The 24,960-nt window shown below is 67.4% G+C and carries 25 protein-coding genes and 3 riboswitches; of the genes, 18 read left to right on the top strand and 7 right to left on the bottom strand.

Annotated elements, in window-relative coordinates; translation table 11 throughout:
* Positions 1 to 6 precede the first annotated feature (6 nt).
* On the top strand, positions 7 to 1,701 hold the full coding sequence (locus tag JQ572_RS11190; protein ID WP_211383056.1) for a ShlB/FhaC/HecB family hemolysin secretion/activation protein: 1,695 nt from the start codon (positions 7 to 9) through the stop codon (positions 1,699 to 1,701).
* Positions 1,702 to 1,796: 95 nt separating this feature from the next.
* Here JQ572_RS11190 and bluB read toward each other — a convergent pair whose 3' ends face one another.
* Genes bluB through cobU form a run of 3 tightly spaced genes read right to left on the bottom strand, consistent with a single transcriptional unit; the run spans position 1,797 to position 3,714 of the window.
* Complete coding sequence (gene bluB / locus JQ572_RS11195) at positions 1,797 to 2,429, bottom strand: 5,6-dimethylbenzimidazole synthase (RefSeq protein WP_211383057.1); 633 nt, start codon at positions 2,427 to 2,429, stop codon at positions 1,797 to 1,799.
* Between the two features lie 2 nt (positions 2,430 to 2,431).
* Positions 2,432 to 3,214: an adenosylcobinamide-GDP ribazoletransferase gene (gene cobS / locus JQ572_RS11200; RefSeq protein ID WP_211383058.1), complete on the bottom strand. Its 783-nt coding sequence runs from the start codon at positions 3,212 to 3,214 to the stop codon at positions 2,432 to 2,434.
* On the bottom strand, positions 3,211 to 3,714 hold the full coding sequence (cobU, locus tag JQ572_RS11205) for a bifunctional adenosylcobinamide kinase/adenosylcobinamide-phosphate guanylyltransferase (protein ID WP_211383059.1): 504 nt from the start codon (positions 3,712 to 3,714) through the stop codon (positions 3,211 to 3,213). Before cobU ends, cobS begins: the two co-directional genes overlap by 4 nt.
* A gap of 140 nt (positions 3,715 to 3,854) precedes the next feature.
* On the opposite strand from cobU, the gene cbiB reads away from it, so the two are divergent.
* Positions 3,855 to 4,778: an adenosylcobinamide-phosphate synthase CbiB gene (gene cbiB / locus JQ572_RS11210; RefSeq protein WP_211383542.1), complete on the top strand. Its 924-nt coding sequence runs from the start codon at positions 3,855 to 3,857 to the stop codon at positions 4,776 to 4,778.
* An 11-nt stretch (positions 4,779 to 4,789) separates the two neighbouring features.
* A complete protein-coding gene (cobD, locus tag JQ572_RS11215) occupies positions 4,790 to 5,755 on the top strand; it encodes a threonine-phosphate decarboxylase CobD (RefSeq protein ID WP_211383060.1) in 966 nt (321 codons plus the stop codon).
* On the opposite strand, the gene JQ572_RS11220 is transcribed toward cobD, so the two are convergent.
* Both JQ572_RS11220 and cobO read right to left on the bottom strand, forming a co-directional pair.
* On the bottom strand, positions 5,744 to 7,192 hold the full coding sequence (locus JQ572_RS11220; protein WP_211383061.1) for a cobyric acid synthase: 1,449 nt from the start codon (positions 7,190 to 7,192) through the stop codon (positions 5,744 to 5,746). The genes cobD and JQ572_RS11220 overlap by 12 nt on opposite strands.
* A 10-nt stretch (positions 7,193 to 7,202) precedes the next feature.
* The gene (cobO, locus tag JQ572_RS11225; RefSeq protein WP_211383062.1) at positions 7,203 to 7,838 is read right to left on the bottom strand and encodes a cob(I)yrinic acid a,c-diamide adenosyltransferase; all 636 of its coding nucleotides are present in this window, start codon (positions 7,836 to 7,838) and stop codon (positions 7,203 to 7,205) included.
* A gap of 40 nt (positions 7,839 to 7,878) precedes the next feature.
* Positions 7,879 to 8,096: riboswitch (cobalamin riboswitch) on the top strand.
* 95 nt (positions 8,097 to 8,191) lie between these two features.
* On the opposite strand from cobO, the gene JQ572_RS11230 reads away from it, so the two are divergent.
* Genes JQ572_RS11230 through cobJ form a run of 7 tightly spaced genes read left to right on the top strand, consistent with a single transcriptional unit; the run spans position 8,192 to position 16,113 of the window.
* Entirely contained in the window at positions 8,192 to 8,566 is a 375-nt protein-coding gene (locus JQ572_RS11230) for a DUF1636 family protein (protein ID WP_211383063.1), read from the top strand.
* Positions 8,563 to 9,612: a cobalamin biosynthesis protein CobW gene (cobW, locus tag JQ572_RS11235; protein ID WP_211383064.1), complete on the top strand. Its 1,050-nt coding sequence runs from the start codon at positions 8,563 to 8,565 to the stop codon at positions 9,610 to 9,612. Before JQ572_RS11230 ends, cobW begins: the two co-directional genes overlap by 4 nt.
* The gene (gene cobN, locus JQ572_RS11240) at positions 9,612 to 12,860 is read left to right on the top strand and encodes a cobaltochelatase subunit CobN (RefSeq protein WP_211383065.1); all 3,249 of its coding nucleotides are present in this window, start codon (positions 9,612 to 9,614) and stop codon (positions 12,858 to 12,860) included. Before cobW ends, cobN begins: the two co-directional genes overlap by 1 nt.
* Complete coding sequence (cobG, locus tag JQ572_RS11245; protein ID WP_211383066.1) at positions 12,857 to 14,020, top strand: precorrin-3B synthase; 1,164 nt, start codon at positions 12,857 to 12,859, stop codon at positions 14,018 to 14,020. The genes cobN and cobG overlap by 4 nt, the downstream gene beginning before the upstream one ends.
* A complete protein-coding gene (locus JQ572_RS11250; RefSeq protein ID WP_211383067.1) occupies positions 14,020 to 14,649 on the top strand; it encodes a precorrin-8X methylmutase in 630 nt (209 codons plus the stop codon). Before cobG ends, JQ572_RS11250 begins: the two co-directional genes overlap by 1 nt.
* A gap of 1 nt (position 14,650) precedes the next feature.
* Entirely contained in the window at positions 14,651 to 15,382 is a 732-nt protein-coding gene (locus JQ572_RS11255; protein ID WP_211383068.1) for a precorrin-2 C(20)-methyltransferase, read from the top strand.
* Positions 15,379 to 16,113, top strand: a complete 735-nt coding sequence (gene cobJ / locus JQ572_RS11260; RefSeq protein ID WP_211383069.1) for a precorrin-3B C(17)-methyltransferase — start codon at positions 15,379 to 15,381, stop codon at positions 16,111 to 16,113. The genes JQ572_RS11255 and cobJ overlap by 4 nt, the downstream gene beginning before the upstream one ends.
* On the opposite strand, the gene JQ572_RS11265 is transcribed toward cobJ, so the two are convergent.
* The gene (locus tag JQ572_RS11265; RefSeq protein ID WP_211383070.1) at positions 16,089 to 16,835 is read right to left on the bottom strand and encodes a cobalt-precorrin-6A reductase; all 747 of its coding nucleotides are present in this window, start codon (positions 16,833 to 16,835) and stop codon (positions 16,089 to 16,091) included. The two genes, cobJ and JQ572_RS11265, sit on opposite strands and share 25 nt — an antisense overlap.
* Here JQ572_RS11265 and cbiT point away from each other — a divergent pair.
* From cbiT to cobT, 8 genes are all read left to right on the top strand, one after another.
* The gene (cbiT, locus tag JQ572_RS11270; protein WP_211383071.1) at positions 16,834 to 18,015 is read left to right on the top strand and encodes a precorrin-6Y C5,15-methyltransferase (decarboxylating) subunit CbiT; all 1,182 of its coding nucleotides are present in this window, start codon (positions 16,834 to 16,836) and stop codon (positions 18,013 to 18,015) included. The two genes, JQ572_RS11265 and cbiT, sit on opposite strands and share 2 nt — an antisense overlap.
* Positions 18,012 to 18,380, top strand: a complete 369-nt coding sequence (locus tag JQ572_RS11275; protein WP_211383072.1) for a cobalamin biosynthesis protein — start codon at positions 18,012 to 18,014, stop codon at positions 18,378 to 18,380. Before cbiT ends, JQ572_RS11275 begins: the two co-directional genes overlap by 4 nt.
* On the top strand, positions 18,377 to 19,159 hold the full coding sequence (gene cobM, locus JQ572_RS11280; RefSeq protein ID WP_211383073.1) for a precorrin-4 C(11)-methyltransferase: 783 nt from the start codon (positions 18,377 to 18,379) through the stop codon (positions 19,157 to 19,159). The genes JQ572_RS11275 and cobM overlap by 4 nt, the downstream gene beginning before the upstream one ends.
* Positions 19,159 to 20,469 (top strand): cobyrinic acid a,c-diamide synthase CobB, encoded by a 1,311-nt coding sequence (locus JQ572_RS11285; protein ID WP_211383074.1) that lies wholly within the window; start codon positions 19,159 to 19,161, stop codon positions 20,467 to 20,469. The genes cobM and JQ572_RS11285 overlap by 1 nt, the downstream gene beginning before the upstream one ends.
* On the top strand, positions 20,466 to 21,197 hold the full coding sequence (cobA, locus tag JQ572_RS11290; RefSeq protein WP_211383075.1) for a uroporphyrinogen-III C-methyltransferase: 732 nt from the start codon (positions 20,466 to 20,468) through the stop codon (positions 21,195 to 21,197). Before JQ572_RS11285 ends, cobA begins: the two co-directional genes overlap by 4 nt.
* Positions 21,198 to 21,242: 45 nt before the next feature.
* A riboswitch (cobalamin riboswitch) is annotated at positions 21,243 to 21,462 on the top strand.
* A gap of 39 nt (positions 21,463 to 21,501) precedes the next feature.
* On the top strand, positions 21,502 to 22,179 hold the full coding sequence (locus tag JQ572_RS11295) for an energy-coupling factor ABC transporter permease (RefSeq protein ID WP_211383076.1): 678 nt from the start codon (positions 21,502 to 21,504) through the stop codon (positions 22,177 to 22,179).
* Positions 22,180 to 22,224: 45 nt separating this feature from the next.
* A complete protein-coding gene (gene cobF / locus JQ572_RS11300; RefSeq protein WP_211383077.1) occupies positions 22,225 to 22,974 on the top strand; it encodes a precorrin-6A synthase (deacetylating) in 750 nt (249 codons plus the stop codon).
* 10 nt (positions 22,975 to 22,984) lie between these two features.
* Positions 22,985 to 24,037, top strand: a complete 1,053-nt coding sequence (gene cobT / locus JQ572_RS11305) for a nicotinate-nucleotide--dimethylbenzimidazole phosphoribosyltransferase (protein WP_211383078.1) — start codon at positions 22,985 to 22,987, stop codon at positions 24,035 to 24,037.
* A 6-nt stretch (positions 24,038 to 24,043) separates the two neighbouring features.
* On the opposite strand, the gene JQ572_RS11310 is transcribed toward cobT, so the two are convergent.
* Positions 24,044 to 24,616 (bottom strand): histidine phosphatase family protein, encoded by a 573-nt coding sequence (locus JQ572_RS11310; RefSeq protein WP_211383079.1) that lies wholly within the window; start codon positions 24,614 to 24,616, stop codon positions 24,044 to 24,046.
* A gap of 72 nt (positions 24,617 to 24,688) precedes the next feature.
* Positions 24,689 to 24,890: riboswitch (cobalamin riboswitch) on the top strand.
* The last annotated feature ends 70 nt before the right edge of the window (positions 24,891 to 24,960 follow it).

Raw genomic sequence — 24,960 nt, forward strand, 5'->3', positions numbered from 1 at the left:
TTCGGGATGCGGATTTGGGGGGCAGCTTTTGGGGTCGGGCTTGCAGCTTGCTGCATCGCAGCCTCGCGCGCGCAAGTTCCCTCGATCAACCCCGGCGTGATCCAGAACGACATCGACCGGCAGCGCCGCCAGCTCGAGCAGCGGAGCGCGCCGCCCAAGCTCAACGGGCCGGCCGTGATCGGCGGCGAGCGGGAAAAGTCCCAGCTCCTGAAGCCGGGCGGGCCGAAATTCCGCCTGCGCAAGGTCGAGTTCAGCGGGTCCAAGTTCATCACGCCGGCCGAGTTCGATGAGATCGCGAAGAAATATGTCGGCAAGAACGTCGACATCGCCGCGCTGTTGCAGCTCGTCGCCGACATCAACGCCATCTACACCGAGCGCGGCATCGTCACGGGTATCGCGACGCTGCCCGAGCAGGATGCCAAGGGCGGCATCGTCCGCGTCAAGCTGACCGAGGGCCGGCTTCAGAAGACGACCATCGAGGGCAACAAGCAGACCCGCACCGACTACATCCTTCAGCGTGTCAAGGAGCCCGAAGGCGAGGTCCTCGACGTTCCAAAACTCAATCGCGACGTGATCTGGTTCAACCGGACCGACGACGTGCAGATCAAGGCGCTGCTCCAGCCCGGCACGAGCTTCGGCCTGACCGACCTCCAGTTCGCGGTGATCGAGCCGCCGGTCGACACCCTGCAGCTGTTCACCGACAACCAGGGCGTCGAGAACACCGGACGCTGGGAGGGCGGGGCCTTCTACAAGCGCCACGGCCTGTTCGGCGTCGACGACCGCCTGACCTTCTACGGCGTGCGTTCCGACGGCAATCTCAACGGCAACGTCGCCTACAGCGTTCCGGTCAATCCCTGGGGCGGCCGCGTCGGCGTCAGCTACACCGAAGGCAAGATCAAGATCATCCAGGGACCGTTCGTCTCGCTCGACGTCACCGGCCGCTCGAGCCAGGCCGCGGTCAATTTCAGCCAGCCGGTCTGGGTGACGCAGAACTGGCTGGTGCTGCTCAACGCCGCCGAGACCGAAGGCAAGACTGTGAGCCGCTTCGCCACCGTCGCCGTCACCGACGATCACTACGACAAGGCCACGGCAGGCTTCTCGGTGACCAATTCCGGCGACGCCTATTCGATCACGGTCTCTCCGGCCGTGAACTATATCGAATGGCAGGACCATGTGCTCGGCAACAACCGCTCGTTCAACACCTATACCGGCTCGTTGATCGCGACCAGCGCCGCCGGGCCGGCGAATTTCAGCACAAATTTGCTGGCGAGCTGGCAGTACACGCAGGAGAAGCTGCTGCCGGGCGACCAGATATTCTCGATCGGCGGTCCCACCACCGTGCGCGGTTATCCCTCCAACTCGGCGTCCGGCGACAGCGGCTATTACTTCAACGCCGAACTGCACTACAACTGGTCGCAATGGCTCAGGGGTTTCGACACCTACGTCTTCACCGACTGGGGCGCGGTGTATTCGACATACCCGGGGGTCACCGAGCTGAGTTCGGTCGGTGTCGGCTTCTCCTGGACCTACGCGTCGTTCCTGACATTCGAGGCAAATTACGCGACGCCGCTGAAGGTGGCGGTCTCGACCCAGAAGCACTACGAGGCCTATGGCCGCGTGATCTTCCGCCCGCTGTTGATGTTCCAGAAGCCGGAAAATCCGACGCCTGTGGCGGCGGTTGCCGGCAAGAGCAAGTCGTAGAGGCGGATTGCTCTCTCTCGGTCGTCATTGCGAGCGCAGCGAAGCAAACCAGAATCTTTCCGCCAATGAACTCTGGTTGCTCGCTGCGCTCGCAATTAGCGCCGCACCGTGAATCCCTCTGCTCCCCGCCTATGTTCCCATTTCGCCTGCTCGAGCTCAGGCTGGTCGCATTCTACTTCCGGATAGCCGATGCAGAGATAAGCGATGAATTTCCAGGAGTCCGGCACGTCGAGAATGGTGTGGATGCGATCCGGATTGAGGATCGATACCCAGCCGAGGCCGATGCCGTCGGCGCGCGCGCCGAGCCACATCGCGGTGATCGCGGCGACCACGGAGTATTCCGTCGTCTCCGGCATGGTCGCGCGGCCGAGGCCGTGACCGATGTCGCTGGCCTTGTCGGCGAACACGGCGAGGTGGCCTGGGGCCTGTTCGAGGCCCGACAGTTTCAGCGTGGCATAGCGCGCGGCGCGCTCGCCGGCGTAGGCATTCAATGCATCGGCGTTGCACGCTTTGAAATCGTCGATCACGGCGCGGCGCCGCGCGGCATCCTCGACGATGACAAAGCGCCAGGGCTGGCTGAGGCCGACCGAAGGCGAAAGGCAGGCGGTTTCGATCAGCCGCGCGATGGCGCCGTCCGGCAGCGGGTTCGTTCGAAAGCGGCGCACGTCGCGGCGCCACACGAACAACTCGCGCAAGTGCTGACGGAAGGTGTCGTCAAACTCGACCATGATCAGTCTCCCATCCGGAACGATGCCGCCACCAGCAGGATGAGGATCTCGCCGCTCTGCTCGAACGCGCCGAGGATGTCGCCGGTCTGCCCGCCGATCTGGCGGACGGCGAGCCGCGCCAGGATCAGGCCGGCGAGGGACAGCAGGATCAGGCCGACGAGCGCCTTGCCCGGCCCGAGCGCGAGGGCGAGGGTGAGCGTTCCGACAGCAAAGGCGATGGCGATGCTGCGGCGCGGCGGCTCTCCGGCGCTCGCCGACAGACCGTCGGGGCGCGCCGGCGCGACCAGCGACATGAAGGCCGGTACTCCGGCGCGGGCCGCGGCATGCGCAGCGCAGAGCGCCAGCGTGACCGTCCACTGGTTGGCGATGACGGCGAGCGCGCTCCAGCGCAGGCCGAACGACAGGATTAGCGCGCAGACGCCATAAGTGCCGATCCGGCTGTCGCGCATGATCTCGAGCTTGCGCTCGCGGGTTCGCCCGCCGCCGAGCCCGTCGGCGGTATCAGCAAGACCGTCCTCGTGCAGCGCTCCGGTGATGAGAGCAGTCGCGGCCAGCGCGAGAAGGGCGGCAGGGCCCGGCGTCAATCCCAGCCTGCTCGCGATCGTATAGGCCGCAGCGCCCGCGAGGCCGACCAGCAGTCCGGCGACCGGAACGGCCCAGGTCGCGCGCGCAACGGTGCCGTCACCGGCGGGCTTCGACGATGCCACCGGCAGGATCGTGACGAAGGACACAGCGATCCTGAGATCGGCGACGATGTCTTTCAGAAGTTCGGCGCGCGGCATCATTTCAGTTTCATCGGCAGGCCCGCGACGATGAACTCGACCTCGTCGGCAGCGGCCGCGACGGTCTGGTTCATGATCCCGGCGGCGTCGCGAAAGCTGCGTGCCAGTGCGTTGTCGGGCACGATGCCGAGGCCTACCTCGTTGGTGACGAAGACGACGGGACTTTTGAGGCGGGGCAAGGCGGCGGCGAGTTCGCTCACCTCGCGTTCCCAGGCGCGCTCCGCATGCATCAGGTTGGAGAGCCACAGCGTCAGGCAGTCCACGAGCCTCGCGCCGCCGCCATCGGTTGCGGCCAGCACCTCGACGAGATCGAGCGGCACCTCGCGTTCGATCCAGTCGGTTCCGCGGCGTGCACGGTGCTTGGCGATGCGCGCCTCCATTTCCGCATCGAGGACCTCGGCCGTCGCGACATAGACGGGCTGCCCGGGGAAGGCGCGCGCGCGCGTTTCCGCGCGCTTGCTCTTGCCCGATCGCGCTCCGCCTGTGATCAAGATGACGGCCATGAAGGTCTCCTGCCGGCCAGCACTAATCACCAAACGAGGCCAAAGACAAAGCCGAAATCAGACGGGCAGGGGCTTGCGCTCCGGCCGTGCTTTGCGCAACAGGGGCGGGACAGGAGGCGTGCGTGGGTTTTGCGGGTGCGATGGCGGTAGCGATAGCGGTGGATGCCCTCATGGGCTGGCCGTTATGGCTGTTCGCGCGGATCGGCCACCCCGTGACCTGGCTCGGCCGGCTTATTTCCACGATCGATGACGCATGCAATCGGCCGTCCGATCCGCCGGCGCTCCGTCGCGCCGCGGGTATCGCCGGCGCCCTCGCGGTGATCGCGCTCTCCGTCGCGCTCGGCTGGGCGCTTCAGTCCCTGCTTTCCCTGGGCTGGATCCAGATCGTGCTGGTCGGCGTCCTGGCCTGGCCGCTGGTCGCGCTACGCTCGCTGCATGACCATGTCGCCGCAGTCGCGGCGCCTTTGCAAGCCGGCGACATCGCCGCAGCGCGCGACGCGGTGTCGCGCATCGTCGGTCGCGATCCCGCGGCGCTCGACGAAGCCGGCATCGCGCGCGCGGCGCTCGAGAGCCTCGCCGAGAATGCATCCGACGGCATCGTGGCGCCGGTGTTCTGGGGCGCGCTGTTCGGCTTGCCGGGAATCTTCGGCTACAAGGCGATCAATACGCTGGACTCCATGATCGGCCATCGCAACGAACGGCACGAGGCCTTCGGCTGGGCGGCGGCGCGCATCGACGATGCCGCCAATGTCATTCCGGCGCGCCTGACCGGATTTCTGTTCGTGCTGCTCGCGCCGCGACGCTTTGAGGCGCTGTCATGCATGACGCGGGATGCACGCCGTCATCGCTCGCCGAACGCCGGGTGGCCGGAAGCGGCCATGGCGGGCGCGCTCGGCGTACGGCTCAGCGGTCCGCGCATCTATCATGGCAGCATCACCAACGAGCCCTGGCTCAACGAAGGCGCGCGCGATCCGCTTGGCCCCGATATCGGCGCGGGACTGACGGTCTACCGCCGTGCCATGCTGCTGCTCGCCGGAATCCTTGCGATCCTGGCTTTCGCGTGAAAGAACAAAAGATGCGCGAGCACGGTGGAAATCTCGATCTGGCCCGGCAGCGGTTCGGCGGGCGCGCGGAGGACTGGATCGATCTGTCGACCGGGATAAACCGGCTGCCTTATCCCGTCGGCGAGATCGGCGCGCATTATTGGAATGCATTGCCGTCGCGCGCCGAGATCGAAGCGCTGCACCACGCTGCGCAGCACGCTTACGGCACAAGCGCACCGGTCGTCGCGATGGGCGGCGCACAGGCCGCCATTCAATTGCTGCCGCAACTGGCGCCACCCGGCCGCGCCCGGATCCTCGCGCCGACCTACAACGAATATGCCGGCGTGTTATCGGCCGCGGGCTGGGACGTCCAGGAAGTCGATGAATTCGACGCGATGGCGGGCGCGGATATTGCGATCGTCGTCAATCCGAACAATCCGGACGGCCGGTGCCATTTGCAAAAGGATTTGCTCGCACTGCTGCCGCGCGTCGGCCGTCTCGTGATCGACGAGAGCTTTGTCGATGCCGTTCCGCAACTATCGCTCGCGCCGGAAGCGGCCCAGCCGGGACTGCTGATCTTGCGCTCGTTCGGAAAGTTTTATGGCCTCGCCGGTCTGCGACTCGGGTTTGCTATCGGCAATGCGGCCGACATCGGCAGGCTCTCGGCAATGTCGGGGCCATGGCCGGTCTCGGGAGTGGCGATCGCAATCGGCTGCCGCGCGTTGGCTGACAATTCGTGGGCGGAGGCCACGTCCGCGCGGCTCGTGCGGGACTGTGTTCGCCTCGACGTGCTGGTGCAAGCCCAGGGCTGGCGGCTCGTCGGCGGAACGCCGCTGTTTCGTCTCTACGAGACGCCCGACGCGCTCGCCGCGCAGGAGGAACTGGCGCGCGGCCAGATCTGGTCGCGTGTGTTCGCAAAGGAGCCGACATGGCTGCGGCTCGGGCTTCCCGGCAGCGAGGCCGAATGGACGCGCCTTGCCGAGGTGCTAGCGCGCTAGCGCGAGCAGGCCTTCGACATCGAGATGGGTTTCGACGTGAGCGGCGAGCGCATCGAGCGCGCTCTCGACCCTGGCATGATAGGGCTCGTCGCCCGTGGGAATGTCGAGCTTTGCCAAAAACGCCTTGCGAAAATCATCCGAGGTGAACAGGCCGTGCAGATAACTCCCTTGCACGCGTCCATCACGCGAGATCGCCCCTTCCGGTTCGCCATTCAATCTTGCGAATGGCTGCGCGCGATCCGGCCCGTCGGTGCGGCCGATGTGGATTTCGTAAGCCTCGATCGGCCGATTGGTCGCCGCATGCACCGCGGAGACGCGCGTCAGCGTCTTCTGCGGGGTCATCTCCGTGGTGACATCCAGAAGTCCGAGCCCCGCCGTGTCGCCGGCTGGGCCCTCGATCCCATCAGGATCCGCAACGCTGCGTCCGAGCATTTGATAGCCGCCGCAGAGGCCGAGGACGTGGCCGCCGCGGCGGTGATGGGCCAGGAGATCGATGTCCCAGCCCTGCGCGCGCAGGAATGCGAGATCGCCGCGGGTGGATTTGGAGCCCGGAATGATGACGAGGCGCACGTCACCGGGGATGGCTTCGCCCGGGCGCACCATCACGAGGTCGACGCCAGGCTCGAGCTTGAGCGGATCGAGATCGTCAAAATTGGCGATCCGTGACAGCGCGAGGCAGGCGATCTTGCACTGGCCCGGCTTTCGCGCATCACTCAGGCCCAGCGCGTCCTCGGCCGGCAGCTCGCCGGCGCGCGTGAACCAGGGCAGCACGCCAAGGCCGCGCCACGCGGTCTTCGCTTCGATCAGTCTGTAGCCGTCGTCGAACAGCGTGGGATCGCCGCGGAACTTGTTGATGACAAAGCCCCGGATCATCGCGGCATCGTCAGGGTCGATCACCGTCTTGATGCCGACGAGCTGGGCGATGACGCCGCCACGATCGATGTCGCCGACCAGCACGACCGGCACGTCGGCCTTGCGCGCAAAGCCCATATTGGCGATGTCGGCCTTGCGCAGGTTGACTTCGGCGGGACTGCCGGCGCCTTCCACCAGCACGAGATCGGCGCGCGCCTTCAACCGCGCGAAACTCTCCAGCACCGCGCCCATCAGTGACGGCTTCATCGCCGCATATTCGCGCGCACGCGCGGTCGCGATGCGTTTTCCCTGCACGATCACCTGCGCGCCGACGTCAGTCTCGGGCTTCAAGAGCACCGGGTTCATGTCGGTGTGCGGCTCGACGCCGGCGGCGAGCGCCTGCAGCGCCTGGGCGCGGCCGATCTCGCCGCCATCGACGGTGACGGCGGCATTGTTCGACATGTTCTGCGGCTTGAACGGCAGCACGCGCAGGCCGCGCCGCGTGAAGGCGCGCGCGAGGCCGGCGACGATAAGCGACTTGCCCACGTCCGAGCCGGCTCCCTGGATCATCAATGCGCGCGCCATCGTGGAAGACTTAGAACTCGACGCCGGCTTGCGCCTTGATGCCGGAGCGGAACGGATGTTTCACCAGCGTCATCTCGGTGACGAGATCGGCGATCTCGATCAGCTCGTCCTTGGCGTTGCGCCCGGTGAGCACGACATGGGTCATCGGCGGCTTCGAAGTCGTCAGGAACTCGACCACCTCGGCGATATCGAGATAATCGTAACGCAACGCGATGTTGATCTCGTCGAGCACGACCATGCGCAGGCTGGAATCGAGGATCAGCTCCTTGGCCTTCTCCCAGCCGGCGAGTGCGGCGGCGACGTCGCGGGCGCGGTCCTGCGTCTCCCAGGTGAAGCCTTCGCCCATGGCGTGGAACTGGCAGAGATCCCCGAAATGGCCGGTGAGCAGACGCCGCTCGCCGGTGTCCCAGGCACCCTTGATGAACTGCACGACTGCGCAGGGGAAGCCATGGGCGACGCAGCGGACGATCATGCCGAAGGCCGAGGAGGATTTGCCCTTGCCGGCGCCGGTGTGGACGATGACGAGGCCCTTCTCGCCGCTCTTGGTCGCCATGATCTTGTCGCGGGCGACCTTCTTCTTCGCCATTTTCGCGGCGTGGCGGGCGTCGGTTTCCTCGGCCGTCTGGGTATCCGGTTCAGGCGTCATCGTACCTCGTCCTTCGGCTTGACAAGAGGCGGCCGGGGGCAAATGGTGGCCCGGCGTTGGTTCCTGTCCTATGACAGGCGAAGAGGGAATGCGATAGGGTCCGAATCGGCAAGATTTGGGTCCAAAATGCAGCCGCCCCCGCGACCGTGACCGGAGAGATGCCCGAAGCCACTGATCCCCTGGGGATCGGGAAGGCGGGGATCGAAGGGGAAACCCTGCTCCGCAAGCCGGGAGACCTGCCAGCGCGGACGATCTTGGACCGGCGGACGGGGTGTTCCGCGACGGGGAAACGGACCTTCGCAAGAACGGTTCGTGGGCCTCTTCGCTTCCCGCTGTTTATTATGGAAGAGGCGATGACCGTCACACTTCACGTCTGCATCACCTGCCGCGCCGGTCAGACGCTTGACGAGGGCGAGACGACGCCCGGCAAGCGCCTGCATGGCGCGATCATCGAGGCCGGCGTGCCCGACGGAGTCAATGTGGTTCCCGTCGAATGCCTGTCGGCATGCAGCCAGGGTTGCTCGGTCGCGCTCAGCGCGCCCGGCCGCTGGTCCTACGTCTATGGCCGTCTCTCGGATGCGAACGCGCAAGACGTCGTCGCGGGGGCTGCAGCTTACGCCGCAGCATCTGACGGAATCGTACCGTGGCGCAGCCGCCCGGAAATCTTCCGCAAGCAGTCGCTTGCCCGCATTCCCCCCATCGCCGTCGTGCCGGAGGCCGCCGAATGAATTCGCTCGCAAAAGTCCCGGTCACGGTGGTCACGGGCTTCCTCGGTTCCGGCAAGACGACGCTGATCCAGCATCTGCTCGCCAACCCCAACGGCAAGAAGCTTGCCGTGCTCGTCAACGAGTTCGGCAGCGAGGGCGTCGACGGCGAAATCCTGAAATCCTGCGCCGATGCCAATTGCCCGGAAGAGAACATCATCGAGCTCGCCAATGGCTGCATCTGCTGCACCGTCGCCGACGATTTCATTCCGACCATGGAGAAGTTGCTGTCGCGACCCGTCAGACCAGATCACATCCTGATCGAGACCTCGGGCCTGGCGTTGCCAAAGCCGCTGCTCAAGGCATTCGACTGGCCAGAGATCCGCTCGCGCATCACGGTCGATGGCGTGATCGCGCTCGCCGACGCCGAGGCCGTCGCCGCCGGCCGCTTCGCGCCCGACCCGATTGCTGTCGAAGCGCAGCGCGCGGCCGACGAAAATCTCGATCACGAGACGCCGCTGTCGGAAGTGTTCGAGGACCAGATCGCCTGCGCCGATATCGTGCTGCTGACCAAGGCCGATCTTGCCGGCAGCGCGGGCATTGAAGCCGCCAAGGCGGCGATCACAGCCGAGATGCCGCGCCTCGTGCCGATGCTGGCGATCACCGACGGCGCGATCGATGCGCGTGTGATCCTTGGTCTCGGCGCTGCGGCGGAGAATGATCTCGCCGCGCGTCCCTCGCACCACGACGGCGAGGAGGATCACGAGCACGACGATTTTGCCTCGGTCGTGATCGATCTTCCTGAAATCACCGACATCGACGCACTGGTGGCGTCGGTGCAGCGTCTGGCGAGGGAGCAGAGCGTGCTGCGCGTCAAGGGCTATATCGCAGTGGAAGGCAAGCCGATGCGTCTCTTGCTGCAAGCGGTCGGCGAGCGCGTGCGGCACCAGTTCGACAAGCCCTGGGGTGCGGGTATCAGGCAGTCAAAGCTCGTCGTGATCGGCGAGCACGGCGATATCGACGAGGCCGCGATAAGAGCGGGACTCGGACTTTCAGGACCCGGCATCTGATGCACGTCGTTTTCCGCGAGAGCCGTGGTCTCGAGGAGACCGCGACGCCAAGGGACATCGGCCAGGACCCGGCCGATCTCGTGGTGCTCTCGTATTCGGATTCCGACCTTGCCGCATTCGCGGCGGGCTGGCGCCGCGGCCGCGACAGCCTGCCATCGTTGCGGCTCGTCAATCTTGCGGAACTGCGTCATCCGCTCTCGGTCGACACCTATGTCGAGCGCACGCTGTCACAGGCGCGCGGCATTCTGGTGCGCCTGATCGGCGGTGAGTCCTACTGGCCCTACGGCCTCGCAACCCTTCAGCAACTCGCGCAGGCGCGGGGTATCGTGCTCGCCGTGCTGCCGGCCGACGGTCGCGATGACACGCGGCTGGATGCGTACTCGACCTTGCCGGTCTCGACGCTGCGGCGGCTCAAGGTGCTCTGCGATACCGGCGGTCCCGTCGCGGCCCAGGCTGCGATCGCGCAGCTTGCGCTCGCCTCCGGCCTCTATGCCGGACCGGTCGTCGGCGAGATGATCGTTCCCGAGATGGGCTTTTATGATCCCGCGCGTGGTGTGATTGCCGCACCGTCGGACGGCGAGGGCAGGCCGCGCGCGCTGGTGACCTTCTATCGGTCCTATCTCACCGCCGCGGACACCGGCCCGGTCGACGCCCTGATTGCCGCGCTTCGTGAGAAGGGATTTGACGCATACGGCGCGTTTGTCACCTCGCTGAAGGCGGCGGGCGTCGCGGGCTGGCTGCAGGATAATTTTGCGAAGACTCCTCCCGCAGCGATCATCAATGCGACGGCGTTCTCGGCCATCGGCGACGACGGAACGACGCCGTTCGACGCCGTACCATGTCCGGTGTTCCAGGTCGCGCTCTCCACGGCGCGGCGCGAGGACTGGGCGGCGTCGCTGCGCGGCCTGTCGCCCGGCGACCTTGCGATGCATGTGGTGCTGCCCGAGGTCGACGGCCGCCTGTTCGCGGGCGTGGTGAGCTTCAAGTCGGCCGCAATGCGCGATCCCGATCTGCAATTTTCGCATCTCGCTCACAGGTCCGACGAGGAGCGCGTAGAGGCCGTCGCTGCGCGCGTTGCAGCCTGGCGGCGCCTTGCGGAGACGCCGGCCGCCCAGAAGCGGATGGCGCTCGTGCTCTCGACCTATCCGGGACGTCCGCACCAGATCGCGCATGCGGTTGGTCTCGATGCGCTCGCTTCGGTCGAGGCTTTGGTATCCGACCTCGCCGATTGCGGCTTCGAAGTTGGACCGGTCCACGCGCTCGGCGAGACGCTGCTGGAGCGGCAACTGGCCTGGAATGTCGCCGATTACAGCGCCGCGCTCTCGCACCTGCCGCAATCGTTGCAGGATGATCTCGCGCGAGCCTGGGGCGCGCCGGAGACCGATCCGAGCTGTCGCGACAGCGCGTTCCACTTCGCCGCGATCCAGTCCGGCCGCTCGATCATCGCGGTTCAGCCGGAGCGCGGCGATGCGACCACGCGCGATTCCGACTATCACGATCTCGCCCGCACGCCGCGGCATGCCTATGTCGCGTTCTATCTGTGGCTTCGCGCACAGCGCATTGACGCTGTCGTGCACATGGGCGCGCACGGCACGCTGGAATGGCTGCCCGGAAAATCCGTGGCGCTGTCACCGAGCTGCTGGCCGGATGCTCTGGTCGGCGATTTGCCAATCATCTATCCCTTCATCGTCAACGACCCCGGCGAGGCCGCGCAGGCGAAGCGGCGCTTAGGTGCCGTCACCATTGGCCATCTGCCGCCGCCGCTGGCAGCATCAGCGGTGCCGGAAGGGCTGCGAAGGCTCGAACACCTTCTCGACGAGTACTCGACGGCCGATGGCCTCGATCCCGCCCGCCGCCAGCGTCTGATTGCCGCGATCCGCGACGAGGCGCGCGCCGCAGGCCTCGAAGACGATCTCGGCCTCGATGCATCGGCAGCACCGGCCGAAGCGATCCCGCGGATCGATCGCTTCGTCTGCGATCTCAAGGAAAGCCAGTTCGGCGACGGTTTGCATGTGTTCGGCCGCGGTGCCTGCGGCAACGCGGAACGGGACGCGCTCCGTGCCGCGCTCGCCGGTAAACGTGTTCTGCCGGGGCCTTCAGGCTCTCCTTACCGCGGGCGCCAGGACGTGCTGCCGACCGGGCGCAACCTCTATGCCGTCGACCCGCGCGCGGTGCCGACGCCGTCGGCGCATGCGCAGGGCATCAAGCTCGCGGAAGAGCTGCTCCGCCGCCATTTACAGGATCATGGCGACTGGCCGAAAGGCCTCGTGGTCGATCTCTGGGGCTCGGCGACGATGCGCACGGCCGGCGAGGAGTTCGCGATGGCGCTGCATCTGGCCGGCCTCGCGCCGCGCTGGGATCACGCCTCCGGTCGCGTCACGGGCTACGACATCATCGCTCCGGCCGAACTCGGCCGTCCCCGCATCGACGTCACGCTGCGCGTCTCGGGCCTGTTTCGCGACGTCTTCGCGAACCTTGCGCAATTGTTCGAAGCCGCTTCCGAGGCGCTCGCGGCGCGCGATGAGGAGGGCGATGAAAATCCATACCGCGATCGTGCATCCCGCGTGTTCGCGCCGCGACCGGGGCAATACGGCGTCGGCCTTTCGGTGATCCCGGATGCCTTCACGGCCGAGACGCGCGACGCGGCCGGCGAAGCCTGGCTGTGGGCGTCCTCCTGGGCGTTCTCTGCCGACGGCGAGATCAAGCCCGATCGTGCGGGCATCGAACAGCGGCTCGCGTCGGCCGATGCCTTTGTCCACGTCCAGGATCTGCCGGAGACCGATCTTCTGCTCGCCGCCGACTATGCCGCGCATGAAGCCGGCGTTGCTGCGGCTTCGGCACATCTCGGTACGACGGGCCCGTCACTCTATCATCTCGATACGACCCGGCCCGAGCAGCCGCATGCGCGCACGCTGACCGAGGAAATCTCCCGCGTGGTCCGCGCGCGCGCTGCCAACCCGGCCTGGATCGCCGGCATGATGCGTCACGGTTTTCGTGGCGCCGCCGAAATCACCGCGACGCTCGAGCACATGGCCGCATTCGCGCACCTGGCCGGCGCCGTGCCGCCGCATCTGTTCGATCTCTATTACGATGCGACGCTTGGCCATGACGACGTCCGCGCCTTCATGGCGCACGAAAATCCGGCGGCGCTCGCTGCGATGGAGACATGCTTCACGCGCCTGCATGAGGCGTCACTCTGGCGAACGCGCCGCAATTCGATCGCGGCGGCGTTGCGGGAGGCGTCATGAGCGCTTCCGTGGTCAAGGGTTGGTGTCCCGGCGCACTGCGCCCGATGCAATCGGGCGACGGCCTCGTGGTCCGCGTGCGGCCGTTCGGTGGGCGGCTCGATGCGGCACAAATTTCCGGACTGGCCCATCTTGCCGAACGCCATGGCAACGGTCTGATCGACGTCACCAGCCGCGCCAATCTCCAGATCAGGGGCGTCAACGACAGCAGCCATCGGCGGCTGCTCGACGGCCTTTCGCAACTGGCTCTGCTCGACCCGGACGCTGACACCGAATCCCGCCGCAATATCCTCGTGACGCCGTTCTGGCGCACCGGCGACGAGACCCAATTGCTCGCCGCCGAGCTCGAAGAGGCGCTCGCGGAGTGCAAGCTCGACCTTCCGACCAAGTTCGGCTTCGCCATCGATGACGGCACCTCGCGCGTGCTTGCGGGCGATTCCGCGGATGTGCGGATCGAGCGTGATCGTTCCGGCGGGCTGCTGGTGCGAGCCGATGGCGACAAGCTCGGCCGCCCGGTCGCGCGCGGCGAGGCCGTGACCACCGCGCTCGCGCTCGCCGAATGGTTCGTGGTCTCGGGCGGCGCCAAAGGCGGACGAGGGCGGATGGCTGCGCATCTTGCCGCCGGGGCAACCTTGCCTGCGGCATTGCGCGGCGAGGCCGAGCCCGCCCCGATCATGGCCGCGGCGCGTCCCGGCCTCTATTCGCAAGGTGCGATGGTCGGCGTCGCCTTTGGACAGATGCCGCATGCGACGCTCAACCAGCTCGCCGGTTGCGGACATGCGCTGCGCATGACGCCATGGCGGATGGTTCTGAGCGAAGCCAAGCGCGTGATGCCGAACGCGACCGGCCTGATCACCGAGGCCTACGACCCCGCGCTGCGCGTCATCGCCTGCAGCGGCGCGCCACGCTGTCGTGAGGCGCATGCCGATACGCGCGGCCTTGCCGCGGCCCTGGCCCCGAACATAGGCGCAGCCGCACGCCTTCACGTCTCCGGCTGCGCCAAGGGCTGCGCCCATTCCGGTGCGGCGGCCATCACGCTGGTCGCGACCGGCGCGGGCTTCGACCTCGTGTGCGCCGGGTCGACGCGCGATGAACCGATCCTGCGTGGGCTGAACCGCGACGACATCGTCAGGGATCCCTCCATCCTGATGGGAGGACACTGATGCCGCATCGCTACGAGACAGACGGCGCTGCGATCTATCGGCAATCCTTCGCCACCATCCGGGCTGAAGCGAATCTCGCGCACTTCACGCCGGACGAGGAGCAGGTCGTGGTGCGGATGATCCATGCCGCCGGCATGGTCGGCCTCGAAGCGCATATCCGCTTCACGCCAGGCATGGCCGTCGCTGCCCGCGCGGCCTTGCAGAAGGGCGCACCGATCCTGTGCGACGCGCGCATGGTCTCCGAAGGAATTACGCGCGCGAGATTGCCGGCGGCCAACGCCGTGATCTGCACGCTCGGCGACGAGACCGTTCCCGCGCTGGCGCAATCCATGCGCAACACGCGCTCAGCCGCAGCGCTGGAACTGTGGCGGCCGCATCTGGGTGGCGCGATCGTTGCGATCGGCAACGCGCCGACGGCGCTGTTTCATCTCCTCAACATGCTGGAAAATCGCGACTGCCCGCGGCCGGCGGCGATCATCGGCTGCCCGGTCGGCTTTGTCGGCGCGGCCGAATCCAAGGCTGCGCTGATGACCGATCCGCCGGTGCCGGCGCTGACGGTCGAGGGCCGTCTCGGCGGTTCCGCGATCACGGTCGCCGCCGTGAATGCGCTGGCGAGCCGGAGCGAGTAAGATGGGACGCATCATCTGCTGCGGTCTCGGCCCCGGTGCCCCCGATATGATGAGCGTGCGCGCCGACCGCACGGTGCGCGGTGCGGAGCACGTCGCCTATTTCCGCAAGAAGGGCAGGCCGGGACAGGCGCGGCGCATCGTCGAGGGCATGCTCGGAAGCGGCGTCACCGAATATCCCATGGAGTATCCGGTCACGACCGAGATCGCCTTCGACAGTCCTGAATACGTGCAGCTGCTCGCCGGCTTCTACGACGAATGGGCCGAGCGGCTGGCGCAGCTGGCGCGCGCGGTCGACGTCGTCGTGCTCTGCGAGGGCGATCCCTACTTCTACGGCTCTTTCATGCATCTGCACACGCGCCTGCAGGGCCGCGTCGAGATCGAGGTGATCGCGGGCATTCCCGGCATGGTGGGCTGCTGGAATGGTGTGGGACAGCCGATCGCGCTTGGCGACGACGTGACGACGGTGCTGATGGGCACGCTGGCCGAGGACGAGCTCGAACGGCGTATGCGCGATTCCGACGCAATCGTGATCATGAAGACCGGCCGCAATCTCGCAAAGGTGCGCCGCGCGCTCGCTGCCGCCGGCCGGCTGGACGATGCCTGGCTGGTCGAGCGTGGCACCATGCCCGGCGAGCGCGTGGTGCGACTCGCCGCCATCGATGCCGCCGATTGTCCTTACTTTGCGATCGTGCTGGTGCACGGCAAGGGCCGGCATCCGGACGCCGCCGAATGACGGGCACGCTGACCATCGCGGGCCTCGGGCCGGGCAATGATGCGCTGGTGACGCCCGAGGTTTCCGCCGCGCTGGCGGCCGCGACCGACATTCTGGGCTACGCTCCCTATGTCGCGCGCGTGCCGCCGCGGGCTGGGCTCAACCTGCATCCGTCGGACAATCGCGAAGAGCTGCAGCGTGCCGGCGAAGCCCTGCGGCTGGCTGCCGAAGGCGGTCAGGTCGTCGTCGTGTCTTCCGGCGATCCCGGCGTGTTCGCAATGGCCTCAGCCGTATTCGAGGCGCTCGAACGGGCGCCGCAATGGCAGGAGCTGCCGATCCGCGTGTTGCCCGGCATCACCGCGATGCTGGCGGCGGCTGCGCGCGCCGGCGCGCCGCTCGGCCATGATTTCTGCGCGATCAACCTCTCCGACAATCTCAAGCCCTGGGCGGTGATCGAGAAGCGCTTGCGGCTCGCGGCGGAAGGCGATTTTGCCATTGCGATGTACAATCCGCGTTCGGCAAGCCGGCCGGAGGGATTTGGCCGCGCGCTTGCGGTGCTGAAGGAAGCCGGCTGCGGCGGGCGCCTCGTGATCTTCGCGCGCGCGATCAGCGCGGCTGACGAGACAATCGAGATCGTGACGCTGGACGACGCGACGCCCGAGATGGCCGACATGCGCACGCTGGTGATCGTCGGCAATTCGCAGACACGCCGCGTCGGCCGCTGGGTTTATGCGCCGAGGCAGGCGCGATGACCGAGCCACTGCATGATTTCGGCGACGCTCTCGACCCGCCGGCGCTCGGGCAATTCCGGGCGCGAGATCATGATCACGGGCAGGCTCAGCATGCGGGCCGCATCGATCTTGGCACGCGCGCCGTCGCCGCCGGAATTGCGGGCGACGATCCAGGCGATGCCGCGCGCGGGCAGCATCTCCAGCTCGGCGTCAAGCGTGAACGGCCCACGCGACACGATCACATCGGCCGGGAACGGCAGCGGCGCCTCGGGCGGATCGACGAAGCGCAGCGTGTAGGCGTGCTGCGGCCTGGTCGCGAACGGCGCGATGTGCTGGCGACCGATGGCGAGGAACACGTTTGCGGGCCGCTCGGGCAGTGCGACGACGGCGGCGTTGACGTCCGGCACTTCGATCCAGTTGTCGCCGGACGCTTGGGCCCAAGGCGCACGCTCCAGTGCGATCAGCGGCGTGCCGGTTTCCGCGCACGCTTCAATCGCGTTGCGGCTCATCTCGGCGGCGAAGGGATGCGTCGCGTCGATGACATGCGTGATGGCTTCCGCGCGGATGTAGTCGGTAAGCCCGCGTACGCCACCGAAACCGCCGATGCGGGTCGGCAGCGGCTGGTCGGCGGGCGCGCGGGTGCGACCGCCATAGGAATAGACGGCGTCGATGCGCGCGCGAGCGATTTCAACGGCGAGCAAGCTAGCATCGCTCGTTCCGCCCAGAATGAGGGCGCGTGTCATGGCTGATCCCTGGCTAACCATCATCGGTATCGGTGAAGATGGCCTTGCCGGGCTGTCGGAGGCAAGCCGAAAGGCGCTGCGTGAGGCCGAAACCGTCTTCGGCGGCGAGCGTCACCTCGCGCTTGCGGGTGTGACCGGGCGCGGCCACCTGTGGCCGGTGCCGTTCGATGCGGACGTTGTGCTGACTTGTCGCGGCAGTCGGACGGTAGTGCTCGCGTCCGGCGATCCGTTTTGGCACGGCGCCGGCGCCGGCCTTGCCGAAAAGCTGGATGCAAGCGAGTGGATCGCGCATTCGGCGCCCTCGACGTTTTCACTCGCTGCCGCGCGGCTCGGCTGGCGCCTCGAAGCAATTGCTTGTCTTGGTCTCCACGCCGCGCCGTTCGAGCGTCTCGTACCGCTTCTGGCGCATGATGCGCGCATCATTTGTCTCGTGCGCGACGGCAAGGCGGCCGGCGATCTCGCGAAGTGGCTGAGCGCGCGCGGATGGGGCGCCTCGGCATTCTGGACTCTCGCGGCGCTCGGTGGGCCGCGCGAAAGCATCAGGATGCATCGCACCGACGGTTTTGCTAATGATGTCGCTGGAGACCTGGTCGCGGTCGCCGTCGAGGCAAAGGGCGCCCAAGGCATTCCCCGCAGCTCCGGCCTACCAGACGATCTGTTCGTCCATGACGGCCAGATCACCAAGCGGCCGGTGCGCGCGCTTGCGCTCTCGGCGCTGGCGCCGCGTTCCGGAGCGAGGCTGTGGGATATCGGTGCCGGCTCGGGCTCGATCTCGGTCGAGTGGGCGCTGTGCGGCGGGACGGCGACCGCGATCGAGGCGCGCGAGGATCGCGCCGCCAACATCCGGGGCAACGCGGCGCAATTCGGATTGGCGCATCGGATCGATGTCATCGCGGGCGAAGCGCCCGCAGCTCTGGTCGCGCTGGACGCACCTGACGCCGTCTTCATCGGCGGTGGCCTCGATAGCGCGGTGTTCGATGCCATCTGGTCGCGCATAGCACCCGGCACGCGGCTCGTCGCGCATGCCGTGACGCTGGAGACGGAAGCACTGCTCGGCGAACTGCACCAGCGCCACGGCGGCGAGCTGATGCGGGTCGAGATCGCCCGTGCCGGTTCGCTCGGCCGCTACCGGTCCTGGGAGGCGGCGCGGCCGGTCGTGCAGTGGAGTGCGGTCCGATGAAAGTTGCCGGACTCGGGTTCAAGAAGGACGTCACGCTGGCTTCGCTGCGCGAGGCGCTGCTGGCGGCCGGCGGCACTGCAGGCCTCGCGGCGTTAGCGACCGTCAGCGACAAGGCCGACACGGAGGCGCTGAAGCAGCTTGCGCGCGAATGCGGTGTGCCGATCAGGGCCGTTCCGCCCGCCGCGCTTGCAGGCATCCCGACGCCGACCCAGTCAGAGCTCATCAGCGAAAAATTCGGCACAGGATCCGTTGCCGAAGCTGCGGCGCTCGCGGCAGCCGGGTCCGGCGCGCGGCTGATCGCGGCGCGCGTGGTCTCCCAGGATCGCACCGCGACCGCGGCGATCGCGGAAGGAGACGGCCCATGACGGTGCATTTCATCGGTGCCGGGCCGGGCGCTCCAGATCTGCTGACGTTGCGCGGACGCGACCTCATCGCCGCCTGTCCGGTCTGCCTCTATGCGGGCTCGCTGGTGCCCGAGGGCGTCTTGGCGCATTGCCCGCCAGGGGCGCGCATCGTCAACACCGCGCCTTTGTCGCTCGACGAGATCATCGCGGAAATCACGGCCGCGCATGCGGAAGGTAAGGATATCGTGCGCCTGCATTCCGGCGATCTCTCGATCTGGTCGGCGATGGGCGAACAGCTCCGGCGCCTGCGCGCCCTCGGGATTCCATATACGGTGACGCCAGGCGTGCCTTCGTTCTCCGCCGCCGCGGCAGCGCTCGAAGCCGAACTCACGTTGCCCGGGCTTGCCCAATCGGTGGTGCTCACGCGCACGCCGGGCCGCGCCAGCGCGATGCCTGAAGGCGAGAAGCTCGCCGCATTCGCTGCCACCGGCGCGGTGCTTGCCATCCATCTGTCGATCCATCTGCTCGACAAGGTGATCGCAGAGCTGACGCCGCATTACGGCGCCGACTGCCCGGTCGCGATCGTCTGGCGCGCGAGCTGGCCGGACCAGCGCATCGTTCGCGCGACGCTGGCGACGCTCGATGCCGCTGTCGGCGCCGAGATGGAGCGCACCGCGCTGATCCTGGTCGGCAGGACACTGGGCGCGGCGGACTTCGACGAGAGCCGCCTCTATGCCGCCGATTACGATCGCCGCTACCGGCCGGTCGGCGCCGAGCCGCGCTTTCCGGAGGTGTCGTGATGGCAGCAGGCCTCGTCATCTCCGCACCGGCCTCCGGCGTCGGCAAGACCACGCTGACGCTGGCGCTCGCCCGCGCCTGGCGCAATCGCGGATTGAACGTGCAGTGCTTCAAGAGCGGGCCCGACTATATCGATCCTGCTTTCCACGCCGCCGCCACGGGACGCGCCTCCGTCAACGTCGATAGCTGGGCGATGGATCGCGGGGCAATCGCGCATCTCGTCGACCGCGGCGCTGACGCCGACGTCGTGCTGGCCGAGGGCTCGATGGGCCTGTTCGACGGCGTCGCCGCGCGAGGTGTCTCCGGCACCGGCGCCACCGCCGACATTGCGGAGATGCTGGGCTGGCCGGTGGTGCTGGTGATCGATCCTTCCGGCCAGGCGCAGACGGCGGCCGCGATCGCCGCGGGCCTGCGCGACTACCGCCCCGGCGTGCGCCTTGCCGGCGTGGTGCTGAACCGCGTCGCGAGCCCGCGCCACGAAGACCTCGTGCGGCGTGCGCTCAACGATGCCGGCATCGCCGTGTTCGGCGCTCTGCCGCGCCATGCCGAGATCAGTCTGCCGAAACGGCATCTCGGCCTGGTGCAGGCCGAGGAGCAGGCGGAGATCGGCAAGCTGATCGACGAAGCTGCGCGCTTCGTCACCGAGCACGTCGATCTCGATGCGGTGCTTCGATCGGCAGCCAGCTGGTCGCCGCAACCCGCCGCGAACGCCTTCAACGTGACGCCGCCCGGCCAGCGCATCGCGCTTGCCCGCGACCCCGCATTCTCGTTCGTCTATCCGCATATGCTGGAGGCGTGGCGTGCGGCGGGCGCCGAGATATCGACATTCTCGCCGCTTGCCGATGAAGGTCCTGATGCGGGTGCGGATGTGTGCTGGCTGCCCGGCGGGTATCCCGAGCTGCATGCCGGGACGATCGCTGGCAATGCCCGCTTCCGCGACGGATTGCGCGCCTTCGCCGAGACGCGACCGGTGCACGGCGAATGCGGAGGCTATATGGTGCTGGGAGCCGCTCTGACCGACGCCGACGGCATCAGTCATGAGATGACGGGCCTGCTTGGCCTCGAAACGAGCTTTGCCAAACGCCGCATGCATCTCGGTTACCGTCTCGCCGCGCTCGCCGTGCCGATGCCGGGGCACCAGGTCGGCGCACGCCTGCGCGGCCACGAGTTCCACTATTCCACTATCGCGGCGCAGCCCGATACACCTCTGGCGGTCGTGCATGACGCCACCGGCGCGGTCATCGCCGAGACCGGCTCCCGCCGCGGGCATGCCACCGGCACGTTCTTCCATCTGATCGCGGAGGACCGGTGAGCGGCTTTGTCACTTTCATCTCCGCCGGACCCGGCGACCCCGAGCTTCTCACGCTCAAGGGCGCCGCCCGGCTGCGCGAGGCCGACGTCGTGCTTTATGACGACCTCGCATCCGGCGCGATCCTCGATCTGGCCCGGCCCGGCGCCAATCTCGTCGCGGTGGGAAAACGGGCAGGCCGGCCCTCGACCAAGCAGCACCACGTCAACCGCCTGCTGGTCGACTATGCGGCTACGGGGTCGCGCGTGGTGCGGCTGAAGTCGGGCGATGCCGGCATCTTCGGCCGGCTCGAGGAGGAGCTCGACACCTTGCGCGAAGCCGGCATCGGCTACGAGATCATCCCCGGCGTCACCTCGGCCTGTGTGGCCGCGGCCCATGCCGGCATTCCCCTGACCCGGCGCCACACCTCGCGCCGGGTGCAGTTTGTGACCGGCGCCGATGTCACCGGCGAGCTGCCGCAAAACCTGAACTGGGCGGCGCTGGCCGATCCGGAGGCGACGACCGTGGTCTATATGGGCCGCCGCACGTTTCCGGCGCTTGTCGCGAAATTGATCGAGCACGGCCTCTCGCCGACCACCCCGGCGCTGTTCGCCGAATCTCTCGGCCGCCCCGACGAGCGGCTGGTTCGCACCACGATTGCCGAGCTTGCCGAGCAGCTTGGGCGAGGCGGCGCCGCTTCGACGGCGGCCGTGATCCTGTTCGGCGCGCTGGCGGGGGATTATCCGTCATGACGGCGTCGGCCGCCCTTCGCCCCTTGACGCCGGCTCCGCGAAAGGGGCACACAGGAGATGCATGGTGCTCCACGCGGCGCAAAGCGCCGGAGCATAATCGGGAATGGGGGTGGGCGGACCCAGTTGCGGCGCCCAAAACCCCAGCCGCCCCCGCGACTGTAAGCGGTGAGGGGCTCCGAACCGCCACTGGGCCGAAGGGTTCGGGAAGGCCGGAGAACCCCAGTGAACCGCGAGCCAGGAGACCGGCCGTGCACGTTTTGAGGCCAAGGCCGTCGGGTGTGACGGCAGGAAGGATCTGAGAGCCATGCATATCGAACCCGGGATCGTGACGGGCGCCAAGCTCGTGTTGAGTTACGCAACCGGCATCGCCGCAGGCGGCGTTGCCCTGAAGCTCGCGGCCGAGACCGTGCGCGAGCAGGGGATCACGTCGTTCGCGGCGCGAACGCTCGCCACCACCGGCCTGGTGTTCACCTTCTTCGAGATCATGCCGCACTTCCCGGTCGGGGTCTCCGAGGTGCACTTCATCCTCGGCTCGACCTTGTTCCTGCTGTTCGGCGCGGCGCCCGCGGCCTTCGGCCTCGCGATTGGCCTGCTGCTCCAGGGGATGTTCTTCGAGCCGGCCGACCTGCCGCAATACGGCATGAACGTCACCACGCTGCTGGTGCCGCTGTTCGCGATCCAGGCAATCGCCGCGCGGATCATTGCCCGCAACACCGCCTATGTCGATCTCAGGTATCGCCAGGCGCTGGCGCTTTCGACGACCTATCAGGCCGGCGTCATCGCCTGGGTGGCGTTCTGGGCGCTCTACGGCTCCGGTTTTGCCGTGACCAACCTCGTCAACATCGCGACTTTCGCGGCGTCCTATGCGCTGGTCATCGTGATCGAGCCGCTCGCCGATCTCGCCGTGCTGGCGCTGGCGAAGTCGTTGCGCGGCGTCACCGCGCCCGGCCTCGTCACCCCGCGTCTGCACAACGCGGCTTAAGAGACAAGCGAAAGGCGGCCGTCATGGCCGCCTTTCGCGGGCAAGATGCTCACGCTCTCCCTGATAGGCATCGGTTGCGGCGATCCCGAGCAACTCACGCGCGCCGCGATCCGCGCCATCAACGCGGCCGATCTCATCCTGATTCCGCGCAAGGGGACGGCCAAGTCCGATCTCGCCGATCTCAGGCGCACGATCTGCGCGGATGTCCTTACCAACCAAACGACTGATATCGCCGAGTTCGATCTTCCCGTGCGCGATGCGGCCGAAGCGGACTACCGCAAGGGCGTGGACGATTGGCACGATGCCGTGGCCGCAACTTGGTCGCAGACGATCGCAAATCGCCTCGAGGGCGAGGGCAAGGTCGCACTGCTGATCTGGGGCGATCCCTCGCTCTATGATTCCTCGCTACGCATCGCGCGGCGGCTCAATCCATTGCCTGAGATCGAGGTCGTGCCCGGCATCACCTCGATCCAGACGCTGTGCGCGGCGCATGCGCTGCCGCTCAACGACGTCGGTGAGCCGTTCCTTGTCACGACAGGACGCCGTTTGCGCGAAGGCGGCTGGCCGCAAGGCGTCGATACAGTCGTAGTGATGCTTGACGGTGGCACCGCGTTCCAGTCGCTCGATGCTGGCGAGCTTCATATCTACTGGGGCGCCTATCTCGGCATGCCCGACCAGATCATCATGTCCGGCGTTCTGGCAGAGATCGGCCCGCGCATCGTCGCTGCGCGACAGGACGCGCGCGAGCGTCACGGCTGGATCATGGACAGCTACATCCTCAAGCGCAGGCCGTAAGCGAGGCACGATGCTCCCCGAATGGGTCTCCCAGGAATGCCCCGAGATCTCGGCGGTCCACCGCGAGGCGGCGATCGCGCGGCAGGCGCAACTCACGAAACCAACCGGCGCGCTCGGCCGGCTCGAGCAACTCGCGATCGAGCTTGCGGGCCTGCAGGCGACCGAACAGCCGCGCGCGGCGCGGGTGCCGATCATCATCTTCGCCGGCGATCACGGCATCGTCGCGCAGGGCGTGTCGGCCTATCCGCAAGAAGTGACCATCGCGATGATGGCGAATTTTGCGTCCGGCGGCGCCGCGATCTCGGTGCTGGCGCGTGAGCTTGGCTCCAGCCTGGAGGTCGTCGACGTCGGCACGCTGGCGCAGGAGGAGACGGCAGGCATCGTGACCGACAAGCCGCGTCGCGGCACGCGTGATTTCAGCGTCGAGGCCGCGCTCGCAGCTGCAGAGCTGGCATTTGCTTTCGAAGCCGGCCGACGAGCGGTCATGCGCGCGCGGTCCGGGCAGCCCGATCTTCTGATCTTCGGCGAGATGGGCATCGGCAACACCACAACGTCCGCGGCGATTGCAGCCAGCCTGCTCGGCGTGAGCGCCGAGGAGATCGCGGGCAGCGGCACCGGCGTCGATGCGGCCGGCCGGGCGCACAAGGCGCGGGTGATCGACGCTGCGATAGCCCGCCATGGCGTTGCGGGCGCATCGCCCGAAAAGATACTGTGTGCCGTCGGCGGTCTCGAGATCGCAGCGATCGCAGGCGCGATCATCGCGGCCGCGCAAGCGCGCATTCCCGTGCTGATCGACGGTTTCATCGTGTCGGTGGCGGCGCTGGTCGCGGCGCGGCTCAATCCGTCGTGCCAGCCGTTCCAGCTCGCCTCCCACCTCTCGGCGGAGCAGGGGCATCGGCTGGTGCTGCGCGCGCTGAATGTGCAGCCGCTGATCAGCCTCGATCTCAGGCTCGGCGAAGGATCGGGCGCCGCGATCGCGCTGCCGCTGGTGCGGTCGGCCTGCACCCTCCACAACGACATGGCGACGTTTGCGCAGGCCAATGTGCCGGATCGTCCAGCCTGATCCGGCTCAAACCATTCGCTGATTGACGGACACGACGCGCCAGCCGGTTGCGAGCCGGTCGATCCGGGTCAGCGACAGCGGATCGATCACGAAGCGCAGGGCCGCTTGTGGCGCGAGATCCAGCGCGACGCACAGCGCCGCGCGGATCGTGCCGGAATGCACGACAAGCGTCGCGGCCCCGGTTCCGATCCCCGACAGTCCCGTCCGGACACGCGCGACCTGATCCTCGAAGCTTTCGCCGCCGGGCGGCCGTTCGCAAGCCGGATCGCTCCAGAACCGCGCATAGGTCTCGCCGCCGGCCGCTGCGAGATCGTCGTGCCGCCGGCCGGTCCAGTCGCCAAAGTCCTGCTCACCGAATTGGGCCATCTGCACCGGTTCGAGTCCCAGTGCGCGCGCCGTCTCAACCGTGCGGCGCGCCGGGCTGGCATAGCCCGCGCCGTCGCGTGGCAGTCTCTGTCGCAGCGCCTCCAACTGTGCGCGATCGCCAAGATCGGCCGGCGCGTCGGCGGCATGGATCGTCCCGGGAATGCCGTCGACGCGCGCATGCCGTATCAGCCAGAGGAAGGTCTCGCCTTCCATGCTTATCTCCAAGGAAGTTGGTCGCTGTGGCAATAACGCCGCAACTGGCACATTGACTCTGTCTGGATCGTAATCCTAGATGCTCGCGACGGTTTCCCCGAGAGGGGATGAAAAGGGAATGCGGTGCGGGGAATTTGTCCCCAATGCCGTGGCTGCCCCCGCAACTGTAAGCGGCGAATCTTGCGTCACGAGCCACTGGGTATCTCGGTCCCGGGAAGGCGACGGAAGGTAATGACCCGCGAGCCAGGAGACCTGCCGTCAGCCGTGGTCACACGCGAAGATGTCGGTCGGGGAGTACAGACATTCGGCTTCATCGGAAGGCTGACAGGCCCAGGGTGAGACCT

It is taken from the genome of Bradyrhizobium sp. SZCCT0153 (genome assembly GCF_018129995.1).
Classification (GTDB): domain Bacteria; phylum Pseudomonadota; class Alphaproteobacteria; order Rhizobiales; family Xanthobacteraceae; genus Bradyrhizobium; species Bradyrhizobium japonicum_G.

Bases quoted from the DNA above. Each gene is read 5' to 3' on its own strand.
- JQ572_RS11190 (WP_211383056.1), top strand. From the start codon at position 7: ATGCGGATTTGGGGGGCAGCTTTTGGGGTCGGGCTTGCAGCTTGCTGC.
- bluB (WP_211383057.1), bottom strand. From the start codon at position 2,429: ATGGTCGAGTTTGACGACACCTTCCGTCAGCACTTGCGCGAGTTGTTC.
- cobS (WP_211383058.1), bottom strand. From the start codon at position 3,214: ATGATGCCGCGCGCCGAACTTCTGAAAGACATCGTCGCCGATCTCAGG.
- cobU (WP_211383059.1), bottom strand. From the start codon at position 3,714: ATGGCCGTCATCTTGATCACAGGCGGAGCGCGATCGGGCAAGAGCAAG.
- cbiB (WP_211383542.1), top strand. From the start codon at position 3,855: ATGGCGGTAGCGATAGCGGTGGATGCCCTCATGGGCTGGCCGTTATGG.
- cobD (WP_211383060.1), top strand. From the start codon at position 4,790: ATGCGCGAGCACGGTGGAAATCTCGATCTGGCCCGGCAGCGGTTCGGC.
- JQ572_RS11220 (WP_211383061.1), bottom strand. From the start codon at position 7,192: ATGGCGCGCGCATTGATGATCCAGGGAGCCGGCTCGGACGTGGGCAAG.
- cobO (WP_211383062.1), bottom strand. From the start codon at position 7,838: ATGACGCCTGAACCGGATACCCAGACGGCCGAGGAAACCGACGCCCGC.
- JQ572_RS11230 (WP_211383063.1), top strand. From the start codon at position 8,192: ATGACCGTCACACTTCACGTCTGCATCACCTGCCGCGCCGGTCAGACG.
- cobW (WP_211383064.1), top strand. From the start codon at position 8,563: ATGAATTCGCTCGCAAAAGTCCCGGTCACGGTGGTCACGGGCTTCCTC.
- cobN (WP_211383065.1), top strand. From the start codon at position 9,612: ATGCACGTCGTTTTCCGCGAGAGCCGTGGTCTCGAGGAGACCGCGACG.
- cobG (WP_211383066.1), top strand. From the start codon at position 12,857: ATGAGCGCTTCCGTGGTCAAGGGTTGGTGTCCCGGCGCACTGCGCCCG.
- JQ572_RS11250 (WP_211383067.1), top strand. From the start codon at position 14,020: ATGCCGCATCGCTACGAGACAGACGGCGCTGCGATCTATCGGCAATCC.
- JQ572_RS11255 (WP_211383068.1), top strand. From the start codon at position 14,651: ATGGGACGCATCATCTGCTGCGGTCTCGGCCCCGGTGCCCCCGATATG.
- cobJ (WP_211383069.1), top strand. From the start codon at position 15,379: ATGACGGGCACGCTGACCATCGCGGGCCTCGGGCCGGGCAATGATGCG.
- cbiT (WP_211383071.1), top strand. From the start codon at position 16,834: ATGGCTGATCCCTGGCTAACCATCATCGGTATCGGTGAAGATGGCCTT.
- JQ572_RS11265 (WP_211383070.1), bottom strand. From the start codon at position 16,835: ATGACACGCGCCCTCATTCTGGGCGGAACGAGCGATGCTAGCTTGCTC.
- JQ572_RS11275 (WP_211383072.1), top strand. From the start codon at position 18,012: ATGAAAGTTGCCGGACTCGGGTTCAAGAAGGACGTCACGCTGGCTTCG.
- cobM (WP_211383073.1), top strand. From the start codon at position 18,377: ATGACGGTGCATTTCATCGGTGCCGGGCCGGGCGCTCCAGATCTGCTG.
- JQ572_RS11285 (WP_211383074.1), top strand. From the start codon at position 19,159: ATGGCAGCAGGCCTCGTCATCTCCGCACCGGCCTCCGGCGTCGGCAAG.
- JQ572_RS11295 (WP_211383076.1), top strand. From the start codon at position 21,502: ATGCATATCGAACCCGGGATCGTGACGGGCGCCAAGCTCGTGTTGAGT.
- cobF (WP_211383077.1), top strand. From the start codon at position 22,225: ATGCTCACGCTCTCCCTGATAGGCATCGGTTGCGGCGATCCCGAGCAA.
- cobT (WP_211383078.1), top strand. From the start codon at position 22,985: ATGCTCCCCGAATGGGTCTCCCAGGAATGCCCCGAGATCTCGGCGGTC.
- JQ572_RS11310 (WP_211383079.1), bottom strand. From the start codon at position 24,616: ATGGAAGGCGAGACCTTCCTCTGGCTGATACGGCATGCGCGCGTCGAC.